The following is a 12,609-nucleotide window of genomic DNA, read 5'->3' as shown; positions in this document are numbered from 1 at the left end:
AACCGCGGCCGGATCCATCCCGGGTGGCACACGCACCCTCACCCGATCGAGATCTCCCTACCCTGGACAAAAGCGTAACCTACTGGTTACTCTTTTGCCGTGGACGAAGTAGCGGCGGCGATCGCCGACCCGGTACGACGCGAGATCCTGGACCTACTGCGCGAATCCCGCAGCACCGCGGGCGCCATCGCCGCACGGTTTCCGATCAGCCGCCCGGCCATCAGCCGCCACCTGCGGGTACTGCGCGAGAGTGGCCTGGTCCACGACGAACTGGTGGGCAGAGAGCGGTACTACTCCCTGGACACCGCACCGTTGCGCGAACTGAGTTCCTGGATAGCCGCTCTCGGTTCACCCATGAGCTGGGAACACCGGCTGGACGCACTGGCCACCGAGGTCTACCGGACCCGCCGCGAGCACCGCGCAGACACCGGACACGAGCACCGCGGCACCCACCCCGCGCCTCCCGAAACCGACAGCAAGGAGAACTCGGCATGACCATCCGACCGACCGGACGCCTGGAAAGCACCCCGAACGGGCAGGATCTCATCCTCACCCGCAGTTACCGCGCCCCTATCGAAGACGTCTGGGCCAGTATCACCGAATCCGAGCGCACCGCCCGGTGGTTCGGGCCGTGGAAGGGCGAAGCCGGACCGGGCCGCACGATCCAGGTACAGATGACCTACGAAGAGGAACAACCCTGGGGCGACTACACGATCGACGCCTGTACCCCGCCGCGCCACCTCGCCCTGCGTACCGTCGACGAGTACGGTAGCTGGCATCTGGAGGCCACTCTCACCGAACACGACGGGCGGACCGACCTGGTGTTCACCCACCACCTGACCTCGCCGGAGATAGCGGGCGAGGCCGGTCCGGGCTGGGAGTACTACCTGGACGCCCTCGGCGCGGCCATGACGGGGGCGGACCGGCCCGATTTCGACGACTACTACCCCGCGATGCGTGACTACTACGCGAACCCGGCCGGCTGACGCCGGGTGCGCGGCGACTCGGTCACCGACCGGGTCGCCGCCACATGGTTCGGACTCCGGTGCGGGCAGTACCCGCACCGGATCATCGAGTCCTACTCGTCGTCCAGTTCGGCGAGTACTTCGTCGGAGAGGTCGACATTGGTGTACACGTTCTGGACATCGTCGCTGTCCTCCAGCGCGTCGACCAGTTTGAACACCTTGCGGGCGCCCTCCACGTCGACCGCGACGCTCACCGACGGCTGGAAGCCGGATTCGGCGGAGTCGTAATCGATACCGGCCGCCTGCAGGGCGGAGCGCACCGCGATCAGATCACCGGGTTCGCTGATGACCTCGAACGATTCACCGAGATCGCTGACCTCTTCGGCGCCCGCGTCGAGTACCGCCATCAGCACATCGTCCTCGGAGAGACCGTTCTTCTCCAGCGTGACGACGCCCTTGCGATGGAACAGGTAGGCCACCGATCCCGGATCGGCCATATTGCCGCCGTTGCGGGTCATCGCGACCCGGACCTCGCCCGCCGCCCGGTTGCGGTTGTCGGTGAGACATTCGATCAGCACGGCGACGCCGTTGGGGCCGTAGCCCTCGTACATGATCGTCTGCCAGTCGGCGCCGCCGGCTTCCTCGCCCCCGCCGCGTTTCCGGGCCCGCTCGATATTGTCGTTGGGGACCGAGGATTTCTTCGCCTTCTGAATGGCGTCGAACAGGGTCGGGTTGCCTTCCGGATCGCCACCGCCGGTCCGGGCCGCCACCTCGATGTTCTTGATCAGCTTGGCGAACAGCTTGCCGCGCTTCGCATCGATCGCCGCCTTCTTGTGCTTGGTGGTGGCCCATTTGGAGTGGCCGCTCATTCCCTACTTCCTTCAGGTCGATGGCAGGTGTGCTGGTCCACGCTACCGGCTGGTCGAGCGGACAATTCCGCCACCCTACTCGCAAGGCCGCCCCCGCGAGCAGTTCAGCGGTCGCGAACCAGATCGACGAACATGCGGTGCACGCGATGATCACCGGTAACCTCGGGATGGAACGAGGTCGCCACCACAGTGCCCTGGCGTACCGCCACGATCCGGCCCGCGGCGGGCCCGCTGGGCACCCGGGCCAGCACCTCGACCCCGTCGCCGGCCCGTTCCACCCACGGCGCGCGGATGAACACCGCGCGCATCGGCCCGCCGGCCACCCCGGCGAACTCCAGATCGGTTTCGAACGAATCCACCTGACGCCCGAACGCGTTGCGGCGCACGGTCATATCGATACCGGACAGGTGCTCGGCGTCGGGGCGGGTATCGAGTACCTCGTCGGCCAGCAGAATCATCCCGGCGCACGACCCGAAAGCCGGCATCCCGTCACGCAGCCGTTTCCGCAGTGGCTCGAGCAGTTCGAAAACCTGCAGCAGTTTGCTGATGGTGGTCGATTCACCGCCGGGCAGCACCAGCGCGTCCACCGCGGCGAGCTCGGCCGGGCGGCGCACCAGCACCGGGTCGCCGCCGCACTGATCCAGTACGGCGATGTGCTCGCGGAAATCGCCCTGGAGGGCCAGCACACCGATGGTGGGCCGGTCGGCCCGGTGCCCGGCCTCGCCCTCCGGCCGGGTGGCCACCGCATTCTCGGAAACCGCAGAATTGCTCACTCGCATGAGCTTACGAGGCCGGGTGATGTGCGCGCGGTCACGCTGCGCCGGGGCACGGCCCGGCCCTGCCCCGGCTCGACGACGCGGCCCACCGACCGGATGTCCGCCGTCACTCTGCGGGTCCGGCACAGCGGCTGCTCCGCAGAGTTCGCACCGGCGCCGGACGGTCCCGTTCTCGCCCCGGCCGCAGCTACGCAGGACCGCCCCGGCACCCCGCGGCAGGCCGCCAGGCGGGATTCGGCGCCTTCCTCGGCACGGAGCAGCGGCAGGGTGCTGTGGAGGATCACACCCGCAGGGTGCGGATCAGCCCCTCCTGCACGACGGCGGCGACCAGCCGGCCACCGCGATCGAAGATCTTCCCGCCGGTCAGCGCGCGACCGAAACCGGCCGACGGCGACGACTGGTCGTACAGCAGCCAGTCGTCGGTACGGAACGGGCGCAGAAACCACATCGCGTGGTCCAGTGAGGCGTTCTGCGTGGGTTCGTCAGGGTGAGTGACTTTCGACGACCCGAGGAGCGTCATATCGCTCATATAGGCGAGCGTGCACACATGGAACAGCGGATCGTCGGGCAACGGATGCCGGTACCGGAACCACACCTGCTGCGGGGACACCACCCCGGGCCGCTGGGTCACCTGTTCCGGCGGGACCGGGCGGATATCCCAGTGCTCCCACTCCCGCATCGCCCACAGGCGTTCCGGATCCATGGAGGTCTTGGCGTCGGGCAGATCGTCAGGCGGCGCCACATCGGCCATCTCGTCCTGATGGGACGGGCCGTCGTCGCCGATATGGAACGACGCGGACATGGTGAAGATCGCGTCGCCGTCCTGCACCCCGGTGACCCGGCGGGTGCAGAAGGAGCGGCCTTCCCGGATCCGGTCCACCATGTAGACCGTCGGCGCTTCCGGGTTACCGGGGCGCAGGAAATACCCGTGCAGGGAATGCACCTGAAACCGCGGCTCCACCGTGCGCACCGCCGCGACCAGCGCCTGACCCGCCACCTGTCCGCCGAAGGTGCGCGGAAGCTGGGTTTTGGTGGACGCACCGCGGAAGATATCGCGCTCGAGGCGTTCGATCTCCAGCGCCTCTTCGATAGTCGCCATTCGCTGAGATTATCCCGAACAGTCCGATTTCCCATTGTCCACCGGCAAGTAATCCCTGTCACCGGCCCAGGCACCGGACCTGCTGTGATGAACCGGTGCCGCGCTACACACCGATCACCCCGGACCTGCTCGCCGATACCGTGGCCCGCCGGGTACTCGACTCCGGTGAACGGCAACTGGTCGCCGTCGACGGTGCCGACGCGGCGCGCCCGCTCGAATTCGCCCGGCTGGCCGCCGACCGTATCCGCACCGACGGGCGCCCGGCCGAGCTGGTCTCGTTGCGCGATTTCGTCCGGCCGGCCTCGCTGCGAATGGAATTCGGCCGCGACGAAACCGCCTATCGCACCGGCTGGTTCGACTTCGCGGCGCTGCGCCGGGAAGTCCTCGACCCGCTCCGCGCGCAGGGCCGGTGGCTACCCGCGCTCTGGGACGAGACCGCCGACCGGTCCGCCCGCGCACGCACCCGGCAGGCGGACCCCGGCACCATCCTGTTCGTCGCGGGTCCGATGCTGCTGGGCCGCGGCCTGCGCTTCGACCTGACCGTCCGGCTCGACCTGAGCGCGTCCGCACTGGGCCGTCGAACACCCGCAGCGGACGCGTGGACCGTGCCCGCGCTACTGGCCCACGACCGCGAGCACACCGAACAACCGGATTTCTTCCTGCGCTGGGACCACCCGGACCGGCCCGCCCTGCGGACCGGCACCTGAGCTGACCGCCGACGCGCTACCGGGCGTATCCCGGCAGGCGTAACCAGCGGTCATGGATCCGTCCGGCTACCCGGCGGATCGGGCAGTGATCACCAGCCGCGTTCGGCGAGCCGGTGCGGCTGGGCGATGTCCTCGACATTGATGCCGACCATCGCCTCGCCGAGACCACGCGACACCTTCGCCAGCACATCCGGGTCGTCGTAGAAGGTGGTGGCCTTCACGATCGCGGCGGCCCGCTGCTCGGGGTTACCGGACTTGAAGATGCCCGAACCCACGAAAACGCCCTCGGCGCCGAGCTGCATCATCATGGCGGCGTCGGCCGGGGTGGCGATACCGCCCGCGGTGAACAGCACGACCGGCAGTTTGCCGGATTCGGCGACCTCGCGGACCAGTTCGTAGGGGGCCTGCAGTTCCTTCGCCGCTACATAGAGTTCATCGGCGGGCAGCGACCCGAGCCGCGCGATCTCCTGGCGGATCTGCCGCATATGGGTGGTGGCGTTGGAGACATCACCGGTGCCGGCCTCACCCTTGGAGCGGATCATCGCCGCCCCCTCGGTGATCCGGCGCAGCGCCTCACCGAGGTTGGTGGCACCGCAGACGAAAGGGGCGGTGAACCGCCATTTGTCGATGTGGTTGGCGTAGTCGGCCGGCGTGAGGACCTCGGATTCGTCGATGTAGTCGACGCCCAGGCTCTGCAGGATCTGTGCCTCCACGAAATGCCCGATCCGGGCCTTGGCCATCACCGGGATGGAGACGGCCTCGATGATCCCGTCGATCATGTCCGGATCGCTCATCCGCGAGACGCCGCCCTGCGCGCGAATATCGGCGGGCACCCGCTCGAGCGCCATCACCGCGACGGCGCCGGCGTCCTCGGCGATCTTGGCCTGATCCGGGGTGACCACATCCATGATCACCCCACCCTTGAGCATCTCGGCCATACCGCGCTTCACGCGGGCGGTACCGGCCTCGCGGGTCGCTTCGGTGGTCTGGGTGGTCTCGGGCGTGGTCACGGCAGCTCCTGTGTCCGGTGCAGGGGAAATCGTCGATGAACACCACGATTCTAGGCGGGCCGCGAAACCGCCTTCATATCCAGTCGGAGCCCACTGGACTGATAACCACCTGGCGTTATGCGCCGATCTCGACCGACTGGACCGGTGGAAAACACCGCCGGACCGGTGCGACACCGGCCCGGCGGGGCTTCGAATTCCGACTCAGATCGGGTTGACGACCAGCAGCTTCGCCCAGTACTCAGCGGCGCTGGGCCCGAGAATCGGCAGCAGGTAATCGAACAGGATGTAGGACACGTATTCACCTCCACACACCGAATCGACACAACTTCGATGTGCCAAACCGAGTGCGACGCTATCACGCCCGTGAGACCCGTCACACCGACACGCGGCCGGTAGGTGCGGGACATGCTCGCCACCTACCGGATGGACCGGACCTCCGGGTCGCCGTCGCCGTCTGCCGCTCGGGCCGCTTCTTCGAGGAGTTCGTCCAATTGGTACGGGTAGACGGTCTCACCGGACGCGTCCAGGGCACGGATATCGGCGGGGGTGCACCAGCGGCTGCCGGTGATCGAGCGCTGTTCCACGTAGGTCAGGTTGGCCGGTTCGGGGTCGAACGCGGGAACCCGGAGTGCGAAGAAGAGTTCTTCGGAGCGGATCAGGTCGCCGTTGAAGGGGAACATCGCGACCCGGCGCCAGAGCGGGCCGCGGAGGGCGGACGGGTCGGCGATATGGCCGGTTTCCTCGTGGAGCTCGCGGACCGCGGCCGCACGCAGGCTCTCCCCCGGTTCGACGCCACCGCCGACGGTGAACCAGAACGAGACCTCCGGGAGCATCGGATCGTGGCCGCGGATCAGCAGGATGCGGTCCTGTTCGTCCAGGATCGCGACCCGGGCCGACACCCGGGTGGTGTCCACGTCCAGTCCGGTCGCCGCGGCGGGTGTGGCCCGCTCCGCGATCTCGAAGTAGGTGGGCATGGGTGCGGTGCCGCCCAGGCGGAGCCAGCGCACCGGGCGGCGAGTACGCAGCGCCAGCGTGTCGCGGACGGCGTCGTTGTGGAACCGGCGGGCGATCAGTACCCGGGCTTCGGCGTCGGCGAGTTCGGCCACCTGTTGCGGTGGCAGGCGCGCGATATCGACGGCCGACAGGGTCGCGGCCAGTTGGTTCTCCACCGTTTCCCGGTCGTCCCGGCCGGTGCGCTCGGCCCGGTCGGCGAGGATGACGAGGCGGGGGGCCAGTTCGTCCGGCCGCGAGCCGGAGCGCGGCGTACCCCCCAGCGAGACCGCGACCGCGCGGGCGACCACGGCGCGGCGGGCCAGCGCCGCCTCGAGCGCGTGCCAGGCGAGGTCGGTGCGCACGTGCAGCCGGTCCAGCCGGTTCGCCGTGGAGTACGCCCACACCCCCAGCGCGACGACGAGCGCGGCGACCAGCGCGAGAACCAGGACGGTGGTCGCGGAGAACGTGATCATCCGGCCACCCGGACCCGCAGTTCGCCGACCACCACGGTTTCGTAGACCCGCAGGATCTGCTCGGCCACCACCGGCCAGTCGTAGGACCCGACCACCCGGGTCGCGGTCCGCACCAGATCCGCCCGGCGCGTCTCGTCGGTGAGCAGCCCGTCCAGCGCACCGGCCAGCGCCGCGGAGTCACCGGTCGGGACCAGGACCCCGGCCGCGCCGTCCCGCAGCACCCGCCGGAACGCGTCCAGTTCGCTGGCCACGACCGCGGTCCCGGCCGCCATGGCCTCGATCAGGATGATCCCGAAACTCTCGCCGCCGAGATTCGGCGCCACGTACACATCGGCGCTGCGCATGGCCGACGCCTTCTCCGTATCCGAGACCTGCCCGAGGAAGCGCAGATGCCCGGCCAGCGGTCCGGCTTCCCGCCGCAGCCGCTCCTCGTCGCCGCGGCCGACGATCAGGACCTCCACGCCGGGGTGGCGGGCGACCAGGGCCGGGAGCGCGCCGAGAAGAACCTGCATCCCTTTGCGGGGTTCGTCGTAGCGGCCGAGGAACAGCACCGTTCCGCCCGGGCGCGGATAGCCGGGCAGCACCGGCGCGCGGCTGAAGGCCTGGACGTCGACCCCGTTGGGGATCTCCACGGCGTCCGAACCCAGCGCTTCGACCTGCCAGCGCCGCGCGAGTTCCGAGACGGCGATACGACCGCTGATCTTCTCGTGATAGGGCCGCAGCACACCCTGGAACGTGGACAGGATCAGTGATTTCGTGGTGGAGGTGTGGAAGGTGGCGACAATCGGTCCCTCGGCGATTTTCAATGCCAGCATCGACAGGCTCGGTGCGTTGGGTTCGTGGATGTGCAGCACATCGAAATCGTTGCCTTCGATCCATTTCCGGATCCGGGTGTAGGCCGTCGGCCCGAAGGACAACCGGGCCACCGATCCGTTGTACGGGATCGCGACGGCACGACCGGCCGAGACCACGAAATCGGGCAGTTCGGTACCGTCCGAGGCCGGCGCCAGCACACTCACTTTGTGGCCGCGCTCACGGAAAACCTGCGCCAGCTCCACCACATGCGCCTGCACGCCGCCCGGTACGTCGAACGAGTAGGGACAGACCATGCCGATTTTCATACGGCGAGGTCTCCACCGGCATCGACCGACGAGGTCCCGCGCCGGGCCTGTTCGGCCGCGATGCGGTCCAGCCGGGCTTCGGACAGATCCGTTTCCCACAGTGGCTGCAACATATGCCAATCCGCGGGGTGGGCGGCGATATTCGCGGCGAAACGATCGGCCAGCGCCTGGGTCGCCGCGGCGATACCGCCCGAAACGTCCAGTGGCTCCTGGGCATCCACTATCCAGCTCTCGCGGCCGGCGTCGTCGACGGTGAACCAGACGTGCACCGGGATGAGAGCGGCACCGGTTTCGACCGCGAGTTTCGCCGCACCCGCCGGCATCCAGGTGCGTTCACCGAAGAAGGTCACCGGGATGCCGCGACCGGTCAGGTCCCGCTCCCCCATCAGACAGACGATTTTGTTCTGCCGCAGTCGCTGCGCCAGCACGGTGAGCGGTGGCTGTTCACCGCCGGTCAGCGGGAACACCTCGAATCCGAGACTTTCCCGGTAGGCGACGAACCGTTCGAACAGGGATTCCGGTTTCAGCCGTTCGGCCACGGTGGTGAACGTTCCGTAGTTCTGCACCAGCCAGGTCCCGGCCATATCCCAGTTCCCCGAATGCGGCAGGACGAAGACGAGGCCGCGGCCCCGGTCCAGGGCGGCGTCGACGTTGTCGAGCCCTTGTACATCGATTCGCCCGGAAGCCGCCAGTTCGCGGTGATCCATCGCCGGCAGCCGGAACGCTTCCCGCCAGTAGCGCGCGTAGGACCGCATGCTCGCCCGGATCAGCTCGTCGGGCACCGCTTCGGGCGATGTGCCGATCACCCGGGCCAGGTTGCGCCGCAACTGGGCCGGGCCGCCCTTGCGGGCCGCGAAATCGGCGCCACGGTCGAACAACCCACGCGCCACCGAATCCGGCAACGCCCGCACCAATCGCCAGCCCGCGGCATAACCGCGGTCGCTCATCGCGGACCGCCACCCGCTCACGACGGCTGCCCCGTTCCCGGATGCGGCGTCCCGAGGATCTCGCGCGCGCCGGGCGAGTTCCGCACCGCCAATACCCGCTGGGCGACGGTCACGATACTGAGCACCGCCAGAATCCACATGGCCACATGGATTGCCCACGTGAGCCATTCGATCCCCCAGTACCCGCCGAGCCCGGTGAGCCCGGCGCCGACGAGCACGATCACCAGCCGGTCCGGCCGCTCGATCAGCCCGCCGTCGGCGGACAACCCGCTGGCCTCGGCGCGGGCCTTCGCGTACGAGATGACCTGGGAGGTCACCAGAACCACCAGGGTGACGACGAACAGGGGTTTGCTCTGCTCGTGGTACACCGCCCACCAGGCCAGACCCCCGAAGATCGCGCCGTCGGCGACTCGGTCGCAGGTGGCGTCGAGCACGGCGCCGTAGCGGGTGCCGCCGCCCCGGGCGCGGGCCATCGCGCCGTCGAGCATGTCGAACATGACGAACAGCCAGATCACCATGGTTCCCCAGAACAGATGGCCGCTGGGGAACAGGGTGACGGCGGCGGCGATCGAGGCGGCGGTCCCGATCAGGGTGACGGCGTCCGGGGTGAGTCCCGTGCCGACCAGCGCTCTACCGAGCGGTGCGGTGGCCTTGGCGAAGGTCGCCCGGCCGAAGATGCTCAGCACCTACGCCCCCTGCTGCTCACTACGCCTCCTGCCCTGTCCTGCGGGACACCCGCACCCGGTCGGCTCCGATCGGCGCCGGCAGAGAATTCTCGCCCATCTACGCCTCCTCCCAGGCCGACGCCAGCAGGGCCCGGGTTTCGCGGAGCAACTGCGGCATGACCTTCGCCCCGCCGATGACCGTGATGAAATTCGCGTCCCCGCCCCAGCGCGGGACGATGTGCTGGTGCAGGTGGTCGGCGAGGGAACCGCCGGCGACACCGCCCAGGTTGAGACCCACATTGAAGCCGTGCGGGCGCGACACCTTCTTCATCGTCCGGATGGCGCGCTGGGTGAACTCCATCAGTTCGGCGGCTTCGGCGGCGGTCAGGTCCTCCAGGTTCGCGACCCGGCGGTAGGGCACCACCATCATGTGCCCGGGGTTGTACGGGTACAGATTCAGCACCGCGTACACCTGCTCCCCCCGGGCGACGACCAGCCCGTCCTCATCGGACATCGTGGGGATATCGGTGAACGGATGACCGGTGGCGCTCTTGGGTGCCGCCGTGGCAGCTTCGGCGATATAGGACATCCGGTACGGCGTCCACAATCGCTGCAACCGATCCGGTTCGCCCGCACCGCGGTCCACGATCTCCCCGGCCACACCGGTTTCGTCCGAGCCGGTCAGACCGTCCGGCACCGTGCGCTCACTCATACTCCATACCCTTTCCCCGCCCGGGCGGACCCGGCATCACTCCGGCGCACCGCCCGCGCCGTCCACCAGGGGCCGCACCGATTCCGCGGTGGGCGAGGTGTTCTCCCGGCGGCGAACCCAGTCCACGACCAGCTGTACCGCCTCGGCCACCGGGACCCCGTTGACCTGGGTTCCGTCACGGAAGCGGAAACTCACCGCGCCCGCTTCCACATCCCGCGCACCGGCCAGCAGCATGAACGGCACCTTCTGCGCGGTCTGGTTGAAGATCTTCTTCTGCATCCGGTCGTCGCTGCGGTCCACCTCGGCGCGGACACCGGCCGCCCGCAGCTGGGATATCACACCGTCGAGGTGCTCGACGAAGGTTTCGGCGACCGGGATCCCCACCACCTGCATGGGCGCCAGCCAGGCCGGGAACGCGCCCGCGTAATGCTCGGTGAGCACCCCGAAGAAGCGTTCGATCGACCCGAACAGCGCCCGGTGGATCATCACCGGCTGTTTCTTGGTGCCGTCGGAGGCGGTGTACTCCAGGTCGAACAGGCCCGGTTCGAAGAAGTCCAGCTGAATGGTCGACATCTGCCAGTTCCGGCCGAGCGCGTCCCGGGTCTGCACGGAGATCTTCGGACCGTAGAACGCGGCACCGCCCGGATCCGGCACGAGTTCCAGGCCGGAGGCCTCCCCCACCTGACGCAGGGTCTCGGTCGCTTCGTCCCACAGGTCGTCGGAGCCGACGTACTTCTCCGGGTCCTTGGTCGACAGTTCCAGGTAAAAATCTTCCAGGCCGTAGGCCTTCAGCAGGTCGAGCACGAACCGCAGGGTGCCGGTCAGCTCCTCGACGACCTGCTCCTGGCTGCAGTAGATATGCGCGTCGTCCTGGGTGAAACCGCGGGCGCGGGTCAGGCCGTGCACCACACCGGACTTCTCGTACCGGTACACCGAACCGAATTCGAACAGGCGCAGCGGCAGTTCCCGATACGACCGGCCGCGCGACCGGTAGATCAGGTTGTGCATCGGGCAGTTCATCGGTTTCAGGTAGTAGTCCTGCCCGGGCTTGCGCACGGTGCCGTCCTCGTTGAGTTCGGCGTCCAGGTGCATGGGCGGGTACATACCGTCGGCGTACCACTCCAGATGCTTGGAGGTCTCGAACAGATGCGCCTTGGTGATATGCGGGGTGGTAACGAACTCGTAGCCCGCCTCCACATGCTGCTGCCGCGAGTAGTCCTCCATCTCCTTGCGGATGATGCCGCCCTTGGGATGGAACACCGGCAGTCCCGACCCAAGCTCGTCCGGGAACGAGAACAGATCCAGCTCGAGGCCGAGTTTGCGGTGGTCCCGCTTCTCCGCCTCGGCCAGCAGGTTCAGGTACTCGTCCTGCGCCTCGGCCGACTCCCAGGCGGTGCCGTAGATCCGCTGCAGACCCTCGCGGTTCTGGTCACCGCGCCAATACGCGGCGGAACTGCGGGTCAGTTTGAAGGCGGGGATGAACTTGGTGGTGGGAATATGCGGACCCCGGCACAGATCGCCCCACACCCGTTCGCCGGTGCGTGGGTCGAGATTGTCGTAGATGGTCAGCTCGTGACCGCCGACCTCCATGATCTCCGGATCGTCGATCCCGGATTTGTCCCCGATCAGCTCGAGCTTGAACGGCTCCTTGGCCAGTTCGATCCGCGCCTGGTCCACCTCGACCACCCGGCGCGCGAACCGCTGCGCACCCTTGACGATCTTCTTCATCCGGGTCTCCAGCTTGGCCAGATCCTCGGGGGTGAACGGGCGGTCGACCCGGAAGTCGTAGTAGAAGCCGTCCTTGATCGGCGGGCCGATCCCCAGCACCGCTTCCGGGAACTCCTGCTGAACGGCCTGGGCGAGCACATGGGCGGCCGAATGCCGGATCACGCTGCGGCCGTCCGCGGTGTTCGCGGCGACCGGGACGACCTCGGTATCGAGATCGGGAGTCCAGGAGAGGTCCTTCAGATCGCCCGCGGCGTCCCGGACGACGACGACGGTCTCCGGGCCCTTGGTCGGCAGGCCCGCCTCCCGTACCGCGGCGCCCGCCGTAGTCCCGGCAGGCACCCGGACGGGGGTGGCTGGGCTGCGGGGGGCTGTGGTGGTCACGGTGGCGCTCTCCTCGGTTTCCGCGGCCGGATACGCTCCGGCTCGCTCGGGCTTCGGACGGCCTGTCTCCCACCGGCGCACTCCGGTGTGGTGACAGCTCGATCCATTGGTCGGTCACCGGGCAGAGCCCGGCCGCGACCATGCTATCGGGACACACCCGGCC

Annotated in this window: 13 protein-coding genes; 3 read left to right on the top strand and 10 right to left on the bottom strand. The window is 68.4% G+C overall.

Features of this window, described 5'->3' with window-relative positions; translation table 11 throughout:
• The first annotated feature begins 99 nt into the window (after positions 1–99).
• Entirely contained in the window at positions 100–495 is a 396-nt protein-coding gene (locus ACIA75_RS14275) for a metalloregulator ArsR/SmtB family transcription factor (RefSeq protein WP_397103767.1), read from the top strand.
• Positions 492–986, top strand: coding sequence for an SRPBCC family protein (locus ACIA75_RS14270; protein WP_397103765.1), 495 nt, complete (start codon positions 492–494; stop codon positions 984–986). The genes ACIA75_RS14275 and ACIA75_RS14270 overlap by 4 nt, the downstream gene beginning before the upstream one ends.
• A gap of 92 nt (positions 987–1,078) precedes the next feature.
• Here the strand turns inward: ACIA75_RS14270 and ACIA75_RS14265 are convergent, their stop codons facing one another.
• From ACIA75_RS14265 to ACIA75_RS14255, 3 genes are all read right to left on the bottom strand, one after another.
• Positions 1,079–1,834: a YebC/PmpR family DNA-binding transcriptional regulator gene (locus ACIA75_RS14265; protein WP_397103763.1), complete on the bottom strand. Its 756-nt coding sequence runs from the start codon at positions 1,832–1,834 to the stop codon at positions 1,079–1,081.
• Between the two features lie 104 nt (positions 1,835–1,938).
• On the bottom strand, positions 1,939–2,577 hold the full coding sequence (gene pdxT, locus ACIA75_RS14260; RefSeq protein WP_397105297.1) for a pyridoxal 5'-phosphate synthase glutaminase subunit PdxT: 639 nt from the start codon (positions 2,575–2,577) through the stop codon (positions 1,939–1,941).
• Between the two features lie 313 nt (positions 2,578–2,890).
• Positions 2,891–3,709 carry an acyl-CoA thioesterase gene (locus ACIA75_RS14255; protein ID WP_397103761.1) on the bottom strand — a complete coding sequence of 273 codons (819 nt, stop codon included), beginning with the start codon at positions 3,707–3,709 and terminating at the stop codon, positions 2,891–2,893.
• A 95-nt stretch (positions 3,710–3,804) separates the two neighbouring features.
• On the opposite strand from ACIA75_RS14255, the gene ACIA75_RS14250 reads away from it, so the two are divergent.
• Positions 3,805–4,416, top strand: a complete 612-nt coding sequence (locus ACIA75_RS14250) for a hypothetical protein (RefSeq protein WP_397103759.1) — start codon at positions 3,805–3,807, stop codon at positions 4,414–4,416.
• An 89-nt stretch (positions 4,417–4,505) separates the two neighbouring features.
• On the opposite strand, the gene pdxS is transcribed toward ACIA75_RS14250, so the two are convergent.
• The 7 genes from pdxS to thrS form a co-directional block, all read right to left on the bottom strand.
• On the bottom strand, positions 4,506–5,426 hold the full coding sequence (pdxS, locus tag ACIA75_RS14245; protein WP_397103757.1) for a pyridoxal 5'-phosphate synthase lyase subunit PdxS: 921 nt from the start codon (positions 5,424–5,426) through the stop codon (positions 4,506–4,508).
• A gap of 416 nt (positions 5,427–5,842) precedes the next feature.
• Positions 5,843–6,889 (bottom strand): NUDIX hydrolase, encoded by a 1,047-nt coding sequence (locus ACIA75_RS14240; protein ID WP_397105295.1) that lies wholly within the window; start codon positions 6,887–6,889, stop codon positions 5,843–5,845.
• Entirely contained in the window at positions 6,889–8,013 is a 1,125-nt protein-coding gene (locus ACIA75_RS14235) for a glycosyltransferase family 4 protein (protein WP_397103755.1), read from the bottom strand. Before ACIA75_RS14235 ends, ACIA75_RS14240 begins: the two co-directional genes overlap by 1 nt.
• Positions 8,010–8,960, bottom strand: coding sequence for a phosphatidylinositol mannoside acyltransferase (locus ACIA75_RS14230; RefSeq protein WP_397103753.1), 951 nt, complete (start codon positions 8,958–8,960; stop codon positions 8,010–8,012). The genes ACIA75_RS14235 and ACIA75_RS14230 overlap by 4 nt, the downstream gene beginning before the upstream one ends.
• Before the next feature lie 17 nt (positions 8,961–8,977).
• A complete protein-coding gene (gene pgsA, locus ACIA75_RS14225) occupies positions 8,978–9,646 on the bottom strand; it encodes a phosphatidylinositol phosphate synthase (protein ID WP_397103751.1) in 669 nt (222 codons plus the stop codon).
• Between the two features lie 97 nt (positions 9,647–9,743).
• Complete coding sequence (locus ACIA75_RS14220; protein WP_397103749.1) at positions 9,744–10,337, bottom strand: HIT family protein; 594 nt, start codon at positions 10,335–10,337, stop codon at positions 9,744–9,746.
• Between the two features lie 36 nt (positions 10,338–10,373).
• Positions 10,374–12,446, bottom strand: a complete 2,073-nt coding sequence (gene thrS / locus ACIA75_RS14215) for a threonine--tRNA ligase (protein WP_397103747.1) — start codon at positions 12,444–12,446, stop codon at positions 10,374–10,376.
• Positions 12,447–12,609: the final 163 nt, after the last annotated feature.

Origin of the sequence: Nocardia sp. NPDC051750 (genome assembly GCF_044453135.1) — a bacterium.
In the GTDB taxonomy this organism is placed as follows: domain Bacteria; phylum Actinomycetota; class Actinomycetes; order Mycobacteriales; family Mycobacteriaceae; genus Nocardia.
The sequence above is the reverse complement of the archived record's forward strand: the minus strand, read 5'-3'. Positions and strand labels throughout refer to the sequence as shown.

What these genes read in the sequence shown, in the direction of transcription:
- ACIA75_RS14270 (WP_397103765.1), top strand. Translation starts at nt 492, where the DNA reads ATGACCATCCGACCGACCGGACGCCTGGAAAGCACCCCGAACGGGCAG.
- ACIA75_RS14265 (WP_397103763.1), bottom strand. Translation starts at nt 1,834, where the DNA reads ATGAGCGGCCACTCCAAATGGGCCACCACCAAGCACAAGAAGGCGGCG.
- ACIA75_RS14255 (WP_397103761.1), bottom strand. Translation starts at nt 3,709, where the DNA reads ATGGCGACTATCGAAGAGGCGCTGGAGATCGAACGCCTCGAGCGCGAT.
- ACIA75_RS14235 (WP_397103755.1), bottom strand. Translation starts at nt 8,013, where the DNA reads ATGAAAATCGGCATGGTCTGTCCCTACTCGTTCGACGTACCGGGCGGC.
- ACIA75_RS14230 (WP_397103753.1), bottom strand. Translation starts at nt 8,960, where the DNA reads ATGAGCGACCGCGGTTATGCCGCGGGCTGGCGATTGGTGCGGGCGTTG.
- ACIA75_RS14220 (WP_397103749.1), bottom strand. Translation starts at nt 10,337, where the DNA reads ATGAGTGAGCGCACGGTGCCGGACGGTCTGACCGGCTCGGACGAAACC.